The sequence below is a fragment of the Bullifex porci genome (assembly GCF_009695635.1).
In the GTDB taxonomy this organism is placed as follows: Bacteria; Spirochaetota; Spirochaetia; order Sphaerochaetales; family Sphaerochaetaceae; genus Bullifex; species Bullifex porci.
Genome location: NZ_VUNN01000010.1, coordinates 63,381 through 78,734, shown reverse-complemented (window position 1 = coordinate 78,734; position 15,354 = coordinate 63,381). Strand labels below are relative to the sequence as shown.

13 protein-coding genes are annotated in these 15,354 nt (G+C 35.8%); 8 read left to right on the top strand and 5 right to left on the bottom strand.

Features of this window, described 5'->3' with window-relative positions; translation table 11 throughout:
- Positions 1-284: 284 nt before the first annotated feature.
- The gene (locus tag FYJ80_RS06400) at positions 285-656 is read right to left on the bottom strand and encodes a hypothetical protein (RefSeq protein WP_154425376.1); all 372 of its coding nucleotides are present in this window, start codon (positions 654-656) and stop codon (positions 285-287) included.
- Between the two features lie 268 nt (positions 657-924).
- On the opposite strand from FYJ80_RS06400, the gene FYJ80_RS06395 reads away from it, so the two are divergent.
- The 4 genes from FYJ80_RS06395 to FYJ80_RS06380 are packed head-to-tail and all read left to right on the top strand — an operon-like array spanning position 925 to position 6,589.
- Positions 925-1,293 (top strand): type 1 periplasmic-binding domain-containing protein, encoded by a 369-nt coding sequence (locus tag FYJ80_RS06395; RefSeq protein WP_154425375.1) that lies wholly within the window; start codon positions 925-927, stop codon positions 1,291-1,293.
- A gap of 60 nt (positions 1,294-1,353) precedes the next feature.
- On the top strand, positions 1,354-4,179 hold the full coding sequence (locus FYJ80_RS06390; protein ID WP_154425374.1) for a glycoside hydrolase family 2 TIM barrel-domain containing protein: 2,826 nt from the start codon (positions 1,354-1,356) through the stop codon (positions 4,177-4,179).
- A gap of 11 nt (positions 4,180-4,190) precedes the next feature.
- Positions 4,191-5,189: a LacI family DNA-binding transcriptional regulator gene (locus FYJ80_RS06385; protein ID WP_154425373.1), complete on the top strand. Its 999-nt coding sequence runs from the start codon at positions 4,191-4,193 to the stop codon at positions 5,187-5,189.
- A gap of 53 nt (positions 5,190-5,242) precedes the next feature.
- Positions 5,243-6,589: an MATE family efflux transporter gene (locus FYJ80_RS06380; RefSeq protein WP_154425372.1), complete on the top strand. Its 1,347-nt coding sequence runs from the start codon at positions 5,243-5,245 to the stop codon at positions 6,587-6,589.
- A 28-nt stretch (positions 6,590-6,617) separates the two neighbouring features.
- Here FYJ80_RS06380 and deoD read toward each other — a convergent pair whose 3' ends face one another.
- From deoD to FYJ80_RS06360, 4 genes are all read right to left on the bottom strand, one after another.
- Positions 6,618-7,310, bottom strand: coding sequence for a purine-nucleoside phosphorylase (deoD, locus tag FYJ80_RS06375; RefSeq protein ID WP_154425371.1), 693 nt, complete (start codon positions 7,308-7,310; stop codon positions 6,618-6,620).
- Positions 7,307-7,840, bottom strand: a complete 534-nt coding sequence (gene nrdG / locus FYJ80_RS06370; protein ID WP_154425370.1) for an anaerobic ribonucleoside-triphosphate reductase activating protein — start codon at positions 7,838-7,840, stop codon at positions 7,307-7,309. Before nrdG ends, deoD begins: the two co-directional genes overlap by 4 nt.
- A gap of 89 nt (positions 7,841-7,929) precedes the next feature.
- Entirely contained in the window at positions 7,930-10,134 is a 2,205-nt protein-coding gene (gene nrdD / locus FYJ80_RS06365; RefSeq protein WP_235899598.1) for an anaerobic ribonucleoside-triphosphate reductase, read from the bottom strand.
- A gap of 224 nt (positions 10,135-10,358) precedes the next feature.
- Positions 10,359-10,880 (bottom strand): YcxB family protein, encoded by a 522-nt coding sequence (locus FYJ80_RS06360; RefSeq protein ID WP_154425369.1) that lies wholly within the window; start codon positions 10,878-10,880, stop codon positions 10,359-10,361.
- 64 nt (positions 10,881-10,944) lie between these two features.
- Between FYJ80_RS06360 and FYJ80_RS06355 the strand changes: the two genes are divergently transcribed.
- The 4 genes from FYJ80_RS06355 (at position 10,945) to FYJ80_RS06340 (ending at position 15,343) form a co-directional block, all read left to right on the top strand.
- A complete protein-coding gene (locus tag FYJ80_RS06355; RefSeq protein WP_154425368.1) occupies positions 10,945-12,459 on the top strand; it encodes a sensor histidine kinase in 1,515 nt (504 codons plus the stop codon).
- Complete coding sequence (locus tag FYJ80_RS06350) at positions 12,437-13,210, top strand: response regulator transcription factor (RefSeq protein ID WP_154425367.1); 774 nt, start codon at positions 12,437-12,439, stop codon at positions 13,208-13,210. The genes FYJ80_RS06355 and FYJ80_RS06350 overlap by 23 nt, the downstream gene beginning before the upstream one ends.
- A complete protein-coding gene (locus FYJ80_RS06345; RefSeq protein ID WP_154425366.1) occupies positions 13,207-14,193 on the top strand; it encodes a TRAP transporter substrate-binding protein in 987 nt (328 codons plus the stop codon). Before FYJ80_RS06350 ends, FYJ80_RS06345 begins: the two co-directional genes overlap by 4 nt.
- Positions 14,194-14,326: 133 nt before the next feature.
- Positions 14,327-15,343 carry a TRAP transporter substrate-binding protein gene (locus FYJ80_RS06340; protein ID WP_154425365.1) on the top strand — a complete coding sequence of 339 codons (1,017 nt, stop codon included), beginning with the start codon at positions 14,327-14,329 and terminating at the stop codon, positions 15,341-15,343.
- The last annotated feature ends 11 nt before the right edge of the window (positions 15,344-15,354 follow it).

The following is a 15,354-nucleotide window of genomic DNA, read 5'->3' as shown; positions in this document are numbered from 1 at the left end:
TTACCGTGGACAGCAAAAAACTGTTTATAAAATCTCTACAAGTTCTGTGCCTGAAGTGACAGGTCTAAGTCTTTATCAATAATAATTAAGGAAAGCACTTTAGTATGGTTTGTATGTTTTCCCTTTTTATTTGACTTTTTCTGTCCTTTTTCAGCTGACTCTTTTTGTCCCTTTTTAACTGACTCTGACAGTGTATCACGACAGGGACGTGAATGCCGCGATGAACATACTCGCTGAGGCAAAGCGTATTATGAACCGAATGGAACAGGCGAAGGACGCCTAGATCATAAGGCGAGGCCGGACGGGTCTCGCGGGCCAGAGACGGTGTAAGACATCCTTTGGGGTGCAGCCGTCGTTACCATGGCCAAATTCCCATGGGCTTGCCCGTGGGAGTACGTCAACTTTCCCTGAATTGCATCAATTACACAAGAATCGATTTTTCCATCCTCAGTAACTATTACCGCTGCAATTAAAATATCAGCTGCACCCTGTCCATAACCCTTGCTTGTAGCAGACTTTCCTGAAGCAGATGTAATAAGAGCAAGACCTGTCTTAACATCCATCTTTGCTGGTCTTTCTGATTCCATCTTACCCTGAGCGAAAATTGATGAAACTGCGATTAAGCAAACAATAAGAATTGTTAATAATTTCTTCATAATCATTTCTTCCTTTATATTTATCCAAAAGCATGGCTCTTTGGAGTAAGATTAAACTAACCTAAATCCTTTGACATACAAAATATTTGATAAGTGCTTATAATACTTATGAGTAGTGGATAAGAAAACAAAATTTTTATGATTTTTAAGTAGTTTTATATAGAAAATTGTATATTGTCTACAATATGTCATATTTACTAAAATTGGATATATTGGTGGAATTTATAGTGATAACGAAATAAAAATAGGTGAATTACATCATAATATTATGAAGCAAAAGCTCGGAGAGCTAGGTCTTTATAATAAAGAACTATTTTTTACTGGAAGACTCTCTGATTCAGATGGCTCATCACTATTAAGAGCTGTAGTACATAATGGTGCTGAGGCTATAATTGTGTCATCTCAATTATTAGAAAAGGGTGTAATTTCAGAGTATGAAAGACAAAATCTAAAGATACCTATTGTACTTACTCGTGATATGCCATTTGATATTGGTGCCGTTGATAATAATTTTCCAAAGGTAAAGGTGTATCCCGATGCGATATGGCAAGTAGCTGTAGAAATTTTAATTGCTCATGGCAGGAACCCAAAGCTAAATGGAAATGTCTTTATTCCTTCAATTTTTGAAAAGCCCTGAAAAAAGTAAGTAGCTTATTTTGTAAACTCTATTGTATTCTATTTCTAAAGGAACGATACAATGGCAATACCAAAATACTTAACTGAACCTAATACTTATCAAATTAATAGAGAGCCTCATCACTCAATATTTAGAGCAAAGAATGAAAAGAATTTAAATACTGGGTGGCGCTTAGCATATTTTGATGATGCTGCTTTAGTACGTGATGATTTCTATTTAGATGAAGAGCTAAGAGCTAATATGAAAGAGGTAAAGGTTCCTCTTTCATTAGAGCTACAGGGATATAAAAAGCCAATATATGTAAATATTCAATACCTATGGGATGGAAGCGAGGAGATATTACCTCCTAATATCCCATCTAAAATTCCATGTGGAATTTACTTTAATACTATAGATATCGAATCTCTAGATAAGATCTATATGCTTAGATTTTATGGTGTTGAGCAAGCCTTTGATCTATTTATTAATAATTGCTTTGTTGGATACTCTGAGGATAGCTTTACACTCTCAGAATTTAATATCTCTAGCTATTTAAAGCAGGGTAGAAATGAAATCTTTGTTAGAGTTTTCAGGTATAGCACTGCCTCTTGGCTTGAGGATCAAGACTTTTGGAGGATGTTTGGAATCTTTAGACCTGTAACCTTAGTAGCTCATGAAAAGGATTATATTAAGGATTTAGAGGTTATACCTACCTTAAATGAGGATTTCACAAAAGGTAGTGTAGTCTTTAAGGTAAAAAGCTCAGCTAAGAGTGTAAAAATATTATTTAATGGTGAAGAAAAAAATATAGAAGTAGTTGATGGAAGTGCAGTGGCTTTATTTAGTGTTGCTAAGCCTGCTCTTTGGTCTCCTGATAGACCTAATTTATATGAGTATAGAGTATCAACAGAAGGTGATACTATCTCATCATCACTTGGATTTAAGAGAATAGATTTAAAGAAGGGGACAATAACCTTAAATGGAAAGCGCCTTATCTTTAGAGGTGTAAATCGCCATGAGTGGAATATGAATAGTGCTAGGTGTGTTTCATATGAGGATACAGAAAAAGCTATTATCACAATGAAACAAAATAATATTAATAGCGTTAGAACCTCACACTATCCAAATGCACCATTCTTCTATGAGCTTTGTGATGAATATGGCTTACTTGTTATTGCAGAAGCTAACTTAGAGACACATGGAACGTGGACTAGAGCAGATAAAATCAATTTTGATAGTGCTATTCCAAATGATAATATGCTTTGGGCTCCTGCAGTATTAGATAGAGAGAAGGCTAATGTTGAATCATATAAGAACCATGTATCTATAGTAGCATGGTCTCTAGGGAATGAATCCTTTGGTGGAAGTGTTTTAAGAGACGCTTCTCTTTGGATAAAGAGTAGAGACTCAAATAGATTTGTTCACTATGAGGGTGTATTTAATGATAGACGCTATGATGTATTAACTAGTGATGTTGAGTCACAGATGTATACTCCTCCAGAAAAGTGTGAAGAGTTTATGAGAGAAAATCCAAACAGAGTATTTATGCTTTGTGAATACTCACATGCTATGGGAAATAGCTGTGGTGGCCTCATTGATTACATTAAGCTTGAGGAAAAATATCCAAATTATGCAGGTGGCTTTATTTGGGATTATATGGATCAATCACTACTTCTTGATGGATATCTTTCTAGTGGTGGTGAAAATGGAGCATCTCCATCTGATTACTATTTCTGCAACAATGGTCTTGTATTTGCTGATGGAAAGGAAAGCCCTAAGATGCAGGAGGTATTTCATGCATATCAGCCATTTAAAATCCACATAGATAAAAAAGAAATATGGATTAAAAATACTTCAATTGACCTTGATTTAGGAGAATTTGAAATTGTAGTAATGCATGATAAGGATGGTATCTTTATTGAGTCTAAGAGCTATTTTATTAATTTAGCTCCAGAGTGTGTAACTGCTTTTGACCAGCCTTTTAAATTTAGTGATGGCGATGAATCTATTACTGTGATGATTAAGGAGCTCTCTGGAGAGGGTATTATCGCTTATGAGGAGATTAGAAGTTATAAAAGGATAGCTAGAAGTAAGGTTGAACAAAGAATTATTCAAGGTGATAGAAATTTCACAATAAAGACTAATAGCTTTACTGCGATGGTAGATAGGCAAAATGGCTTTATTTCCTCATTTGTGAAAAAAGATAGAGATTATATTACACGTCTACCTTCCTTTGCTTTCTTTAGAGCTCCTGTAGATAATGATAGAGGCTCACAGCTTTGTTCAAAGCTATCTCTTTGGCTTGCAGACCAAACATATCCAATTATTGATGATGTTGTTGTATCAGATAATGAGATTATCTCTCATTTCATACTCCCAGCTACAAAGAGTAGTGTTGATGTTGCTTATGCTCTAGTCGATGATGGTAGCTTAAGAGTTAAAATGACGTATCATGGAGATTGCTGCTACATCTTTGAATATGGAATGTCATTTGCTTTTGATAAAGTAGAAAAGGTTAAATACTTTGGCTTAGGCCCTGAGGAGAATACTGTTGATCGCTCAAGTGGTGCTTGCCTTGGCCTGTGGGATTTAAATGTCAAAAAGAATATGACTCCATATAGAAAGCCTCAAGAGTGTGGCTCTAGAACTGGTGTAAGATATGTAAAATATAAGGATTTAACAATATCCTCAGATGAGCCAATGGTAATTTCAGTTTTACCTTATACCTCAAATGAAATACTATCTTCATATCAATTTAGAGATCTTCCTCCATATAATAAATGTGTTATTAAGGTTCTTAAAAACACTATGGGTGTTGGTGGTGATAATAGCTGGGGTGCTCTTCCTAGAGATGAGTACTGCTACAAAATAAAGGATAATGAAACCTTTACATTTTATATAAAGTAGTGAGTCTTTAGATGTCTAGTGATAGAGTAACAATTCAAGATATAGCCTTTGAGCTTGGAGTTAGTACTGCAACTGTATCAAATGTAATTAATGGTAAGACTAAGAAGATTAGTGATGAAACTATAAGCCTAGTTGAGAGAAAGCTTGAGGAGATGGGGTATTTACCACGTCAGGCTAGAATCATGATGGGCAAAAATCCATCTAGGCTTGTAGGCTTAATTATTAATGACCATGAAAAGTATGAGGGCCATCCATTAGAGGATGGGTATATGTCAAAGCTTGTTAACTCATTGGCAATAGAATCAGAGAGAAGGGGCTTGTTACTAATTGTTAAGCTTGCAACAAGAATAGATGACGTTCCTCTTTTAGCCTCACTATGGAATATGAGTGCTGTAATGGTTCAAGGCTTTTGTGAGGTTGATTACCAATATCTTAAAAATCAGATGCATCGTCCTCTAATTATCTTTGATGGGTTTTTCCCTGCAAATGATAGCTATGTTAATCTTGAGGTTGATAATTACCAGGGAGGTGTAGTCGCAGGAGAGTATCTCAGAAAAATGGGGCACTCTAGAGTCCTATGCTTAAGTGATAATAATATCTGTCTTGATGCTCTAAGATTCCAAGGGCTTTGCTCAATTATACCTCAATCTAATCTCATGATTATCCCAAAGCTTAAAAAGGAAAGAGAGAGCTTTTATAAAAGTAACTTAGATGAGATCTTAAAATATAGCGCTGTCTTTGCTGTTTCAGATTACTATGCACTAGATTTAATAAGAAACCTACAGGCATCAGGTGTTAAAATCCCTCAAGATATCTCTGTTTTAGGTTTTGATGATACAGCTATTTCTGCAGATACTTTTCCTCCTCTAACAACGATTAGACAGGATTGTGAAAAAAGAGCTTCTATAGCCTTTGACCTTATTTATGAGCTTGAGAGAGATATTAACCTAAGAAAGGTTGTTTCACTCCCAGTTGAGGTTGTGGAGAGAGAAACTGTAAAAAAGATTTAGGTTATGAATTTAACCTGTTGTGATTAATTTCTTTTTTGTGCTAATCACAAAATATGAAAAAAGAAAGTCTTATCAAAAATAAGGATTTTGGAAAGGAGCTAATATCTTTAGCTCTTCCTATTACACTGCAGGGCATATTTTATGCTTCCTTTAATGTTATCGACCAACTAATGACTGGTCAGCTTGGTAGCAGTAGTATTGCTGCTATTGGTATCGCAGGAAAATTTATTAGTATTTTTTCTGTTATGATTAATACCTTTGGTGCAATTGCTGGAATTATCATTTCACAGGCGATAGGTAAAAAGGATAAGGTTGAAGAGGGAAAAGGGTTCTATAGCAACCTCTTTATCTCACTTATTATTGCAATCATATTTATTTCTTTAAGTATGATAATTCCTGAAGGTATTATGAGCCTTTATTCTGTAGATAGCCAGATGATAAAAATTGCAGCCTCTTATCTAAGAATATACTCTATAAGCTTTATTTTTATAGCTATTACTACAATGTGTTCAACCTATTTAAGGTGTGTAGATCATGCTAAGGAGCCTCTATATGCAGGAATTATTAGTATGGTTACAAATACTATTTTAAACTACATCTTAATATTTGGCTTTGGCCCAATAAAGGCAATGGGCGTTATCGGAGCAAGTATTGCAAGTGTATTAGCTCAGCTAATATCTGCACTAATATTATTATTTTATTTTCTTAAATACACAGCTCATAGAGAGATTTCTATATCAATATATAGCAAGTTAAGTGAGCTTAAATCATTTATGATAATGCTCCTTCCTCTATTTATATCTGAATTCTTATGGGTATTAGGTGAGAATGTATATGGAAGTATCTATGGACATGTTGGTACAAAGCAATGTGCCGCTATGACTCTAATGAACCCGATAGTATCATTAGAGATGGGTGCTATGACAGGTATATCCTCTGCAACTGGAATAATTGTTGGAAAGTATCTTGGCTCTAATGATAGAGCTAGAGCATATGAGAGCTCAAAGAAATTACTTAAAACTGCATTAATAGGAGCTGTAATCATAAGTGCTATTGTTGCATTAGTTTCAACTAGCTATGTAAAGCTATTTAATGTTGAAGCAGATGTAAGAGCAATGAGTGTTTATATTATATTGGTCTTTGCTTTAGTTGCACCTGTTAAGGTTTTAAATATGACACTTGGTAGTGGTGTATTACGTAGTGGTGGAAAGACTGCTTATATCGCTGTTCTTGATTCAATAGGAACCTGGTGTATTGGAGTTCCATTAGGAATTCTTTCAGCCTTCTATCTTAACTTACCAATATGGTGGGTATACTTTTTGTTAAGCCTAGAGGAGTGCTTTAGACTCGCAGCTGGTTTATTTATCTTCAAAAGTAGAAGATGGATGGGACAGCTATAAAAAATAGCAGGACGTTGCCTGCTATATATTAAAAGCTAATAGCTAATTCAAGAGCTGTGTTTATCATCTTAGTAAAGGTTTCTTCTCTTTCCTTTGCTGTTAAGCACTCTTCTTTACCAATGATATCTGAAATAGTTAGGAGTGTTATTGCATCCTTACCTAGCTCTGCTGCATTTGCATAAAGTGCAGCAGCTTCCATTTCTACTGCTAAGAGTCCCATTTTCTTACATGGTTCAAAATAGCTATCATCACAGTAGAAAACAGGAGTTGAATAAATTGGTCCTAAAACTATTGTGTCATCTATTTTAAGTAGCGCCTTTATTAGCTTTGCTGATGCTGTTGGAGCAAATACTCCAGGGAAGTTATAGTGATTTAAATACCCTGAATCGGTACTGGCAGATAGTGCTGCAACTACATCTCCAAGCTTTAAATCATCACTAATTGAGCCTGCAGAGCCAACTCTAATTATTCTATCGACATCATATTCCTTAAAGAGCTCATGAGAGTAGATACCCATTGAACCATCTCCCATACCACTTGCCATAATAGATACCTCTTTACCCTTATACTTCCCAGTATAGGCAAGTGCACCTCTTACATCATTAACAAGCTTAGCATCCTCTAAGAAGCTTTCTGCAATGAATTTTGCTCTTTTAGGGTCTCCTGGCATAAGTACTGATTTAGCTATTTCACCCTTTGCTGCATTATTATGTGGTGTCATTTTATCTTATCCTTCCAAAGAACGATTTCTTTGCTTTCGAATGTAGGCTTAAGGTCTATTATTCTTTGATTCCTACTACCTCTAAACTGAAGAGAGATATCCTTTTCCTCTGCAATAAATCGTCCATCAACTAAAACATCTGCAATAGAAAGTATTTCTTTAGCTATTTCTGTTGCTCCTCTTGATGGAACTTCACCTAAAAGCTCCTCAAGAGTGAAGCCTGAATAAATCCAAATAGATTTATCTGGGCATGCTAGCTTTACTCGTTTTAAGAATGGTAGAAGAGCTTCTTGATTTTCTGCCTCCATAGGCTCTCCACCTAGTAGAGTAAGTCCCTTAATATAATTAGGCTCAAGAGAAGATATTATTTTATCCTCTACTTCCTTTGTAAATGGGTTTCCATAGTTAAAGGACCAAGCCATCTCGTTAAAGCAATCTTTACAGTGGTGTCTACAACCTGAGACGAAGAGCGAGGTTCTAACACCCTCTCCATTTGCAATGTCATAATATTTAATATTTGCGTAATTCATAGGCCTTTTTAATGATTATATAACTGGTAATGGCAAAAAGAAAGGAGAAGGGGTCCTTCTCCTTACGATATTAAATTAAATTCTACTTATTATAGGTGTAGGACTCTTTCTTTAATCTCCTGTGTTCTACCTTGGTTCCAATACTGAGTTCCAATGTAGCCACAAGTTCTTCTTGCTACATTCATTGTATCCTGATCTCTGTTTCCACAGTTAGGACACTCCCATACAAGCTTGCCATTATCACTTACAATCTGAATCTCTCCACTATAGCCACACTTCTGGCAGTAGTCAGATTTAGTATTGAGCTCAGCATACATGATGTTATCATAGATAAACTGGATAACAGCAATAACAGCTTCAAGGTTGTTCTGCATGTTAGGAACCTCAACATAGCTAACTGCACCTCCTGTTGAAAGAGCCTGGAATTGAGATTCAAACTTAAGCTTAGTAAATGCATCGATTTCCTCTGTAACATTTACATGGTAGCTATTTGTGATATATCCCTTATCTGTTACACCCTCGATAATACCAAATCTTCTCTGTAAGCACTTAGCAAACTTATAGGTTGTACTCTCAATAGGTGTTCCATATGGTGAGAATGCAATGTTAGTTTCAGCCTTCCACTTAGCACACATATCATTCATGTGCTGCATAACGGATAGGGCAAAGCCTGTTGCACTTGGATCAGTGTGGCTCTTACCTGTCATATATCTAACACATTCACAAAGACCAGCATAGCCAAGAGAGATAGTTGAGTAGCCACCATATAGAAGCTTATCAATTTTCTCACCCTTCTTGAGTCTAGCAATTGCACCATTCTGCCAAAGGATAGGAGCTGCATCAGAGAGTGTACCCTTTAAGCGGTTGTGACGGCACATAAGAGCTCTATAGCAAAGGTCTAAGCGTTCATCAAAGATCTTCCAGAAAGCATCCATATCCTTGTGAGATGAAAGTGCTACATCAACAAGGTTAATTGTTACAACACCCTGGTTAAAGCGACCATAGAACTTATAGTTACCATTTTCATCCTTCCATGGGTTAAGTGCTGATCTACAACCCATAACTGGGAAACAGTTACCTTCCTTAAGCTCCTTCATCTTCTTTTCAGAGATGTAATCTGGTACAAGGCGCTTTGCAGAACACTTAGCAGCAAGCTTAGTTAAGTAGAAGTATTGAGTTCCTTCCTTAATATTATCCTCTTCAAGAACGTAGATAAGCTTAGGGAATGCTGGTGTAATCCAAACACCTGCTTCATTCTTAACACCTAAGATTCTCTGCTTAAGCATCTCTTCGATAATTAATGCAAGGTCATGCTTCTCACTCTCATTCTTTGCTTCATTGAGATACATAAATACAGTTAAGAATGGTGCCTGACCATTAGTTGTCATTAATGTGATAACCTGATACTGAATTGTTTGTACACCCTTCTTAATTTCATCAAGAAGACGCTTTTCTACAATTTCAGATTTTACCTTCTCATCAGGATTAATTCCGAGCATCTCAATTTCTTCTTCAACATTCTTTCTAATCTTCTCACGAGAGATTTGAACGAAAGGAGCTAAGTGAGTAAGTGAAATTGACTGTCCACCATATTGGTTAGAAGCTACCTGAGCAATAATCTGTGTTGCAATGTTACAAGCAGTAGAGAAGCTATGTGGCTTTTCGATCATAGTTTCACTAATTACTGTACCATTTTGGAGCATATCCTCAAGGTTTACGAGGTCACAGTTATGCATGTGCTGAGCATAGTAGTCTGTATCGTGGAAGTGAATAATACCTTCCTTATCTGCATCAACAATCTCCTTTGGAAGAAGAAGTCTTGCAGAGATATCACGGCTTACTTCACCAGCCATATAGTCTCTTTGAACACTATTAACAATAGGGTTTTTATTTGAGTTTTCTTGTTTAATTTCCTCGTTATTACACTCGATTAAGCTTAGGATTCTATCATCTGTTGTATTAGCCTTTCTTACAAGAGATCTTTGATAGCGATATCTTACATATTCCTTTGCAACCTCGAAGGCACCATTTGCCATAATTTGGTTTTCAACCATATCCTGAATTTCTTCTACAGAAACTGCGCGCTGTAGCTTCTCACACTTATATTGGATATAGTCTGCAGCCTCTTTGATTTGGGAATCAGAGAGCTCATGAGATACATTTGCATTATTAGCCTTTGTAATTGCGACGATTATCTTTTCAACATCAAAATCTACTTCGGAACCGTTTCTCTTTATTACTTTCATTTTTACCTCGACAGCTTCTACATTATCATAGGTTTTTACTAAAGACAAGTACAAAATATACCATACGAAGAGTGGTTGTATTATCTGATACACTATATATGGTGTATGCCGAAAATTAGAACAATTAAAGTTATATAACTTTGATAGGAAAAAATAGTAGTTCGAGATAACATTTCTGTTGTGGAAAACTTGTTGATAACTTAATAACTTTTGTCTTTAGTTAGAAATACAAGGAAAGACAAATTTATTTTTAAAATTTTTTGGTAGTGTCTCTATTTTCTTAAGTCAGTGACTTTATCCTTAGCTCTCTTTTTTATTATAGAAAATGCTGTATCAAAGCCTTCCTTCATATCACTATATGGAAGGATAAATGCTCTATTTTGTGTCATAAATAGATATATACAATCCTTAGCTAGATAGATTTGGTAAACATTTTTCCAACGATATGTTGCACTTTCCTTTTCATTAGTAACATATATGCCATCATCTTTATCAGTTAATGAAACACAATAGGCGACTCTTGGTGGATTTAGGTTTTGAAGCTTTGCCTGCTTACGTAGGGAGGAGAAAAATGTAATAAAGTATACAGCAGGAACTCCTAAGCCAACTATTAATAGTACTGACCCAAGTAAAATAGCTCCATCTATATGGTGCATAATAAAGCAAATTATTGCTGATACAGTTAAAATAGAAGCAAATATTACAGGACTTCTATAGAGCTTTTGTCTTTTAAGAATGTTAAAGATTGTAAAATTTTTAAAAATCTTTTCACTGATAGTACAATTAATAGTCATGTGATAACTATAAAATAAAGATTTTAACTTGAAAAGCATTTATAACACGTGTTAGTTTTTTACTATGACTAGGAGCGAGGGAAAACGATATTCATCAGTGATAAGAATGTTTCTGTTTCTTATCGTTTTTATTTTTGCTCTTATTTTACAGCTCTCATTATCAGAAAAGAGAAATAAAGATGTACTTGCACCTATGCTAAAGAGAAGTAGTAATGAGCAAGTAATCTCAGATACGTTATCATATGTTGAAGAGCTAAATAAATATCTTTCTCAATATCGCTGGGATTATGGTGATTTATCTGAGCTATTAATTAAGAAAAGAGAGTTTTTATCAAATACATCTTCCAAAGTGGATTCAATTAAGGCTATGAAAGGAGCTTTAAGTGAGGAAGAATTTGTCTTAGCTGAAGCAACTACAACTACTTATTCCTCCTTTATTGATTATTTAGACGATGTAATCGAGCTGCAGCTAGAAAACTTAACCGCGAAAGCTAAGGATTTATACTATGATGAGGTACAATCGTGTGGTGAGTATTTAGCTAAATATATACGAAGCTTATTAGAAAGCCATATCCAGAGAAGTAGTGAAATTAATACAAAGCTTAGCCTACTAAATGATTTTATAGGGCGCTTACAATCATTAACGCTTATTTTAATGGTTATATTTGGTTGCTTTGTAGTTCATGATTTTGTCCAAATAATTAGCTCGATGGATATCTTTGCAAAGGCTGCAAAGGAAATAGGAAAGGGAAATCTTAATTATCCAGATGTTGAGGTAAGGGGCTCTGAGGAGATCGAAAACCTCGCAGCTGTTTTTAATGAGATGAAGCATTCTATGCAAACTGCTGTAAGTGTCCTTGAGGATAAGCATAGAATGGAAATTGAGCTAAAAGAAAAGGAGAATGAAGCAATTGAGTTTGAATCGATTTTGGAGCGAGAGAAGCTTCAAAAGCTAAGAAGCCAAATCAATCCTCACTTTCTTTTTAATACATTAAATCTAATTGTATATAGTGCAAAGCAGGAAAATGCTACTAATACAGAGAATCTTTTAAGAGCTTTAAGCAACCTATTTAGATACTCTCTTGCTAGTAATGATTTCTATGTTCCTCTTTCCTCTGAGATTAAGATTGTAAATGAATTCTATCTTCTCTATCATGAGCGCTTTGGCTCTCGAATATTATTAGAGTGGCATGTAAGTGATGATGTTGAGTTAACAGAAACATACGTTCCTTCCTTTATATTGCAGCCTCTAGTTGAAAATAGCTTCCGTCACGGGCTTCTTTCCTTAGAGAGTGGCGGTAGAGTAGATATCTTTGTTACAGATTTAGGTGATGAGATAAAGATTGTTGTACATGATAATGGTGTTGGAATGGATGCAGATACTCTAAAGCTGGTAAGAGAAAGACTTACAGAGCATTCATCTAGTGGGGAGCACTTGGGATTATACAACGTTGCTGCAAGACTTAGACTTGGCGAAAATGGACTAATTAAGGTAGATTCAGAGCCAGGATTTGGCAGTAATGTTGAGCTAATTATAAAAAAGATGGAGGAATGTGATGTTCAGAATATTGGTCGCTGATGATGAGAAAGCTGAACGTGAGCTGCTATCAAACTACTTGAAGGAAGCCTTTGGAGCTACTATTGATTTAAGAGTAGTAGAGAATGGGCGTCAAGCTGTCACTATGGCTACAATTACTGAATCAGATATTTTACTCCTTGATATTGAGATGCCTGGACTCTCTGGCTTAGAGGCTGCAAAGCAAATTATCGCTCAAAGAGAGGATGTAAAGATAATCTTTATTACAGCCTTTCCTCTTTTCTCATATGCTCAGGAGGCACTAAAACTAGGAGCCTTAGATTACATCCTAAAGCCTGTTAATCGTGATAATTTAATTGCAACTGTTAAAAGAACAATGGAGCTAATAGAGGCTCAAAAGCAGCTTTCTCAGGTTGCTTCTCAAATTAATAAGATTAAAGACGATAACGATGAAAATGAGAATGTGCTAATCCAAAAGGTTAGACGTTATTTAGAGCTAAATTATATGAAGCTTGATATTTCTCTTGATTCAATATCTGAGATGATTCACTTAAATTCTACCTATTTTTCTGCTTTGTTTAAGAAGGAGGCTGGTGTAAATTTCTTAGATTATCTAACAGATTTAAGAATAAATGCAGCTAAAGAGTATTTAAGAGATCCTTTAAAGAGCTCATCAGAAATTGCATCTCTAGTTGGATATGATTCTGGTGGATACTTTACTCGTGCTTTTAAAAAGAGAACTGGAATGACACCAACTGAGTATCGTAAAAGTATAAAAAGGAATAGCCTATGATTTATTTTCTAATACTTTTAGTTCTTTTATTTCCTTCATGTACTAAGAGTGAGAGTGTAGAAGAAAAGCCTGATTTTATACTTCGATATGCAGATAACCAAACAGCTGATTATCCTACTACAAAGGCCGCCATTTTGTTTTCTGATTTAGTTTACGAGAGAACAGATGGAAAGATAAAGATATTAGTTTATCCAGAAGCAAAGCTTGGTAGTGAGAATGAGGTATTAGAGCAGGTCGTAATTGGCGGAATTGATTTCTCTCGTTTCTCTCTTGGAGCCTTTGCAGATTATATAAAGACCTTTGAAGTATTAGAGCTTCCATTTTTGTACCGTGATGCAGAGCATATGTGGCGTGTTTTAGATGGTGAGATTGGAAAATACTTTTTGGATATTAGTAAAAGTAGTGGAGCCTTTGGACTTTCGTGGTTTGATGCGGGAGCAAGAAGCTTTTATACAAGAAATAAGGTTAACTCGCTTTCTGAATTAAGTAATCTTAGGATAAGAGTTCAGGAATCAGATTATATGAGCTCTATAGTTTCAGCACTAGGTGCAATTGCAATTCAAATTCCTTACTCAGATGTTTATTCATCCTTACAAACTTTGAAGATCGATGGTGCAGAGAATAACTTTCCATCGTATGTTGCTATGGGCCATAGTGAGGTTGCAATGTATATGCTTTTAGATGAGCATGTAAGAATTCCTGAAATCCAGGTTATGAGTAGCAAAACATATGAAAAGCTTTATGAAGCAAATCCAGCATATATAGATATTATAAAGGAATGTGCAACAGAGTGCGCTCTATATGAGAGAGAGCTTTGGAAGCAATCTGAGCAGGATGCACTTAATAAAATGAAGGAAAATGGAGTAGTTTTAACACCTGTTTCTAATGAAGAAAAGGAATACTATAAAAAGAAAATAGCTAATATTTACGAGAGTAGAAGTGAAGAGGAAAAGGCGATAATCAAGGCAATTCAGGAGCTATAAATTTTACATTTCTTTTGATTAATTTCAAATTTTCAAGGTCGACTTGCGCTATGAAAAAATGTGCTTTATAAAGGGAAAAAAAGGTTGGAGAGATTATTTTTCCAATTTTATTCAAAACAGCAAGGAGATAAATATGAAAAAAATTTTAGCTGTATTGCTCATTGCTCTTGTTGCATTAACAAGTGCTTTCGCTAATGGTTCTAATGAATCAACTGGTGCTGCTAAGCAGTCTGGTCCAGTTAAACTCGTTTACGCTGAAGTAAACCCACTCGATTCTATCGTAGGTATGACAGCTCAGTACTTCAAGGAACAGGTTGAAAGACTTTCAAACGGTTCTGTTATCATTGATATCCAGGCAGCTGGTGTTCTCGGAAGTGAGAATGACGTACTTGACTCAATGGTAGGTGGCGGTACTTCTGTAGATATTTCAAGAATTTCTGCTTTCGCACTCACAAGCTATGGTGCTCAGAAGTCAAAGCTCCTTTCAATCCCATTCACATTTGAATCAAGAGAGCATTTCTGGAACTTCGCTAACTCAGATCTCGCTTCAGAATTCTTAAATGAGCCACAGGAGATTGGTCTTCCTCTCAGAGGTATCTTCTATGGTGAAGAGGGCTTCAGACACTTCTTTACAGTTAAGCCAGTTAAGGGCATCGCTGATTTCAAGGGCTTAAAGATTCGTGTATCTAACGACCCAGTTATGAACGGTATGGTTCAGGGCCTCGGCGCTTCTCCTACAGTAGTATCATTTGGTGAGCTCTATTCAGCTTTACAGACAGGTGTTGTAGATGGTGCTGAACAGCCAATTGCTAACTACAGATCTAACGCTTTCCCAGAAGTTGCTAACACACTTATCCTCGATGGTCACACACTTGGTGCTATCCAGGCAGTTATCACAGATACAGCATGGAATAAGCTCAATGACGAGCAGAGAGCTGCTATCATGGAAGCTGGTAGACTTACACAGGCTTACAATGCTCAGATTTCTGAAGCTAAAGAGAATGAAGTTCTTGACCTCTTAAAGGCTGAAGGCTGTAACGTAGTTGAAGTTACTGATAAGTCTGCATGGGCTAAGGCTTGTGAGAAGGTTATCACAGAGCAGACTAAGTCTAACGCAGCTCTATATCAGAAGATTAAGGACCTCAAATAGTCTTTATTAAA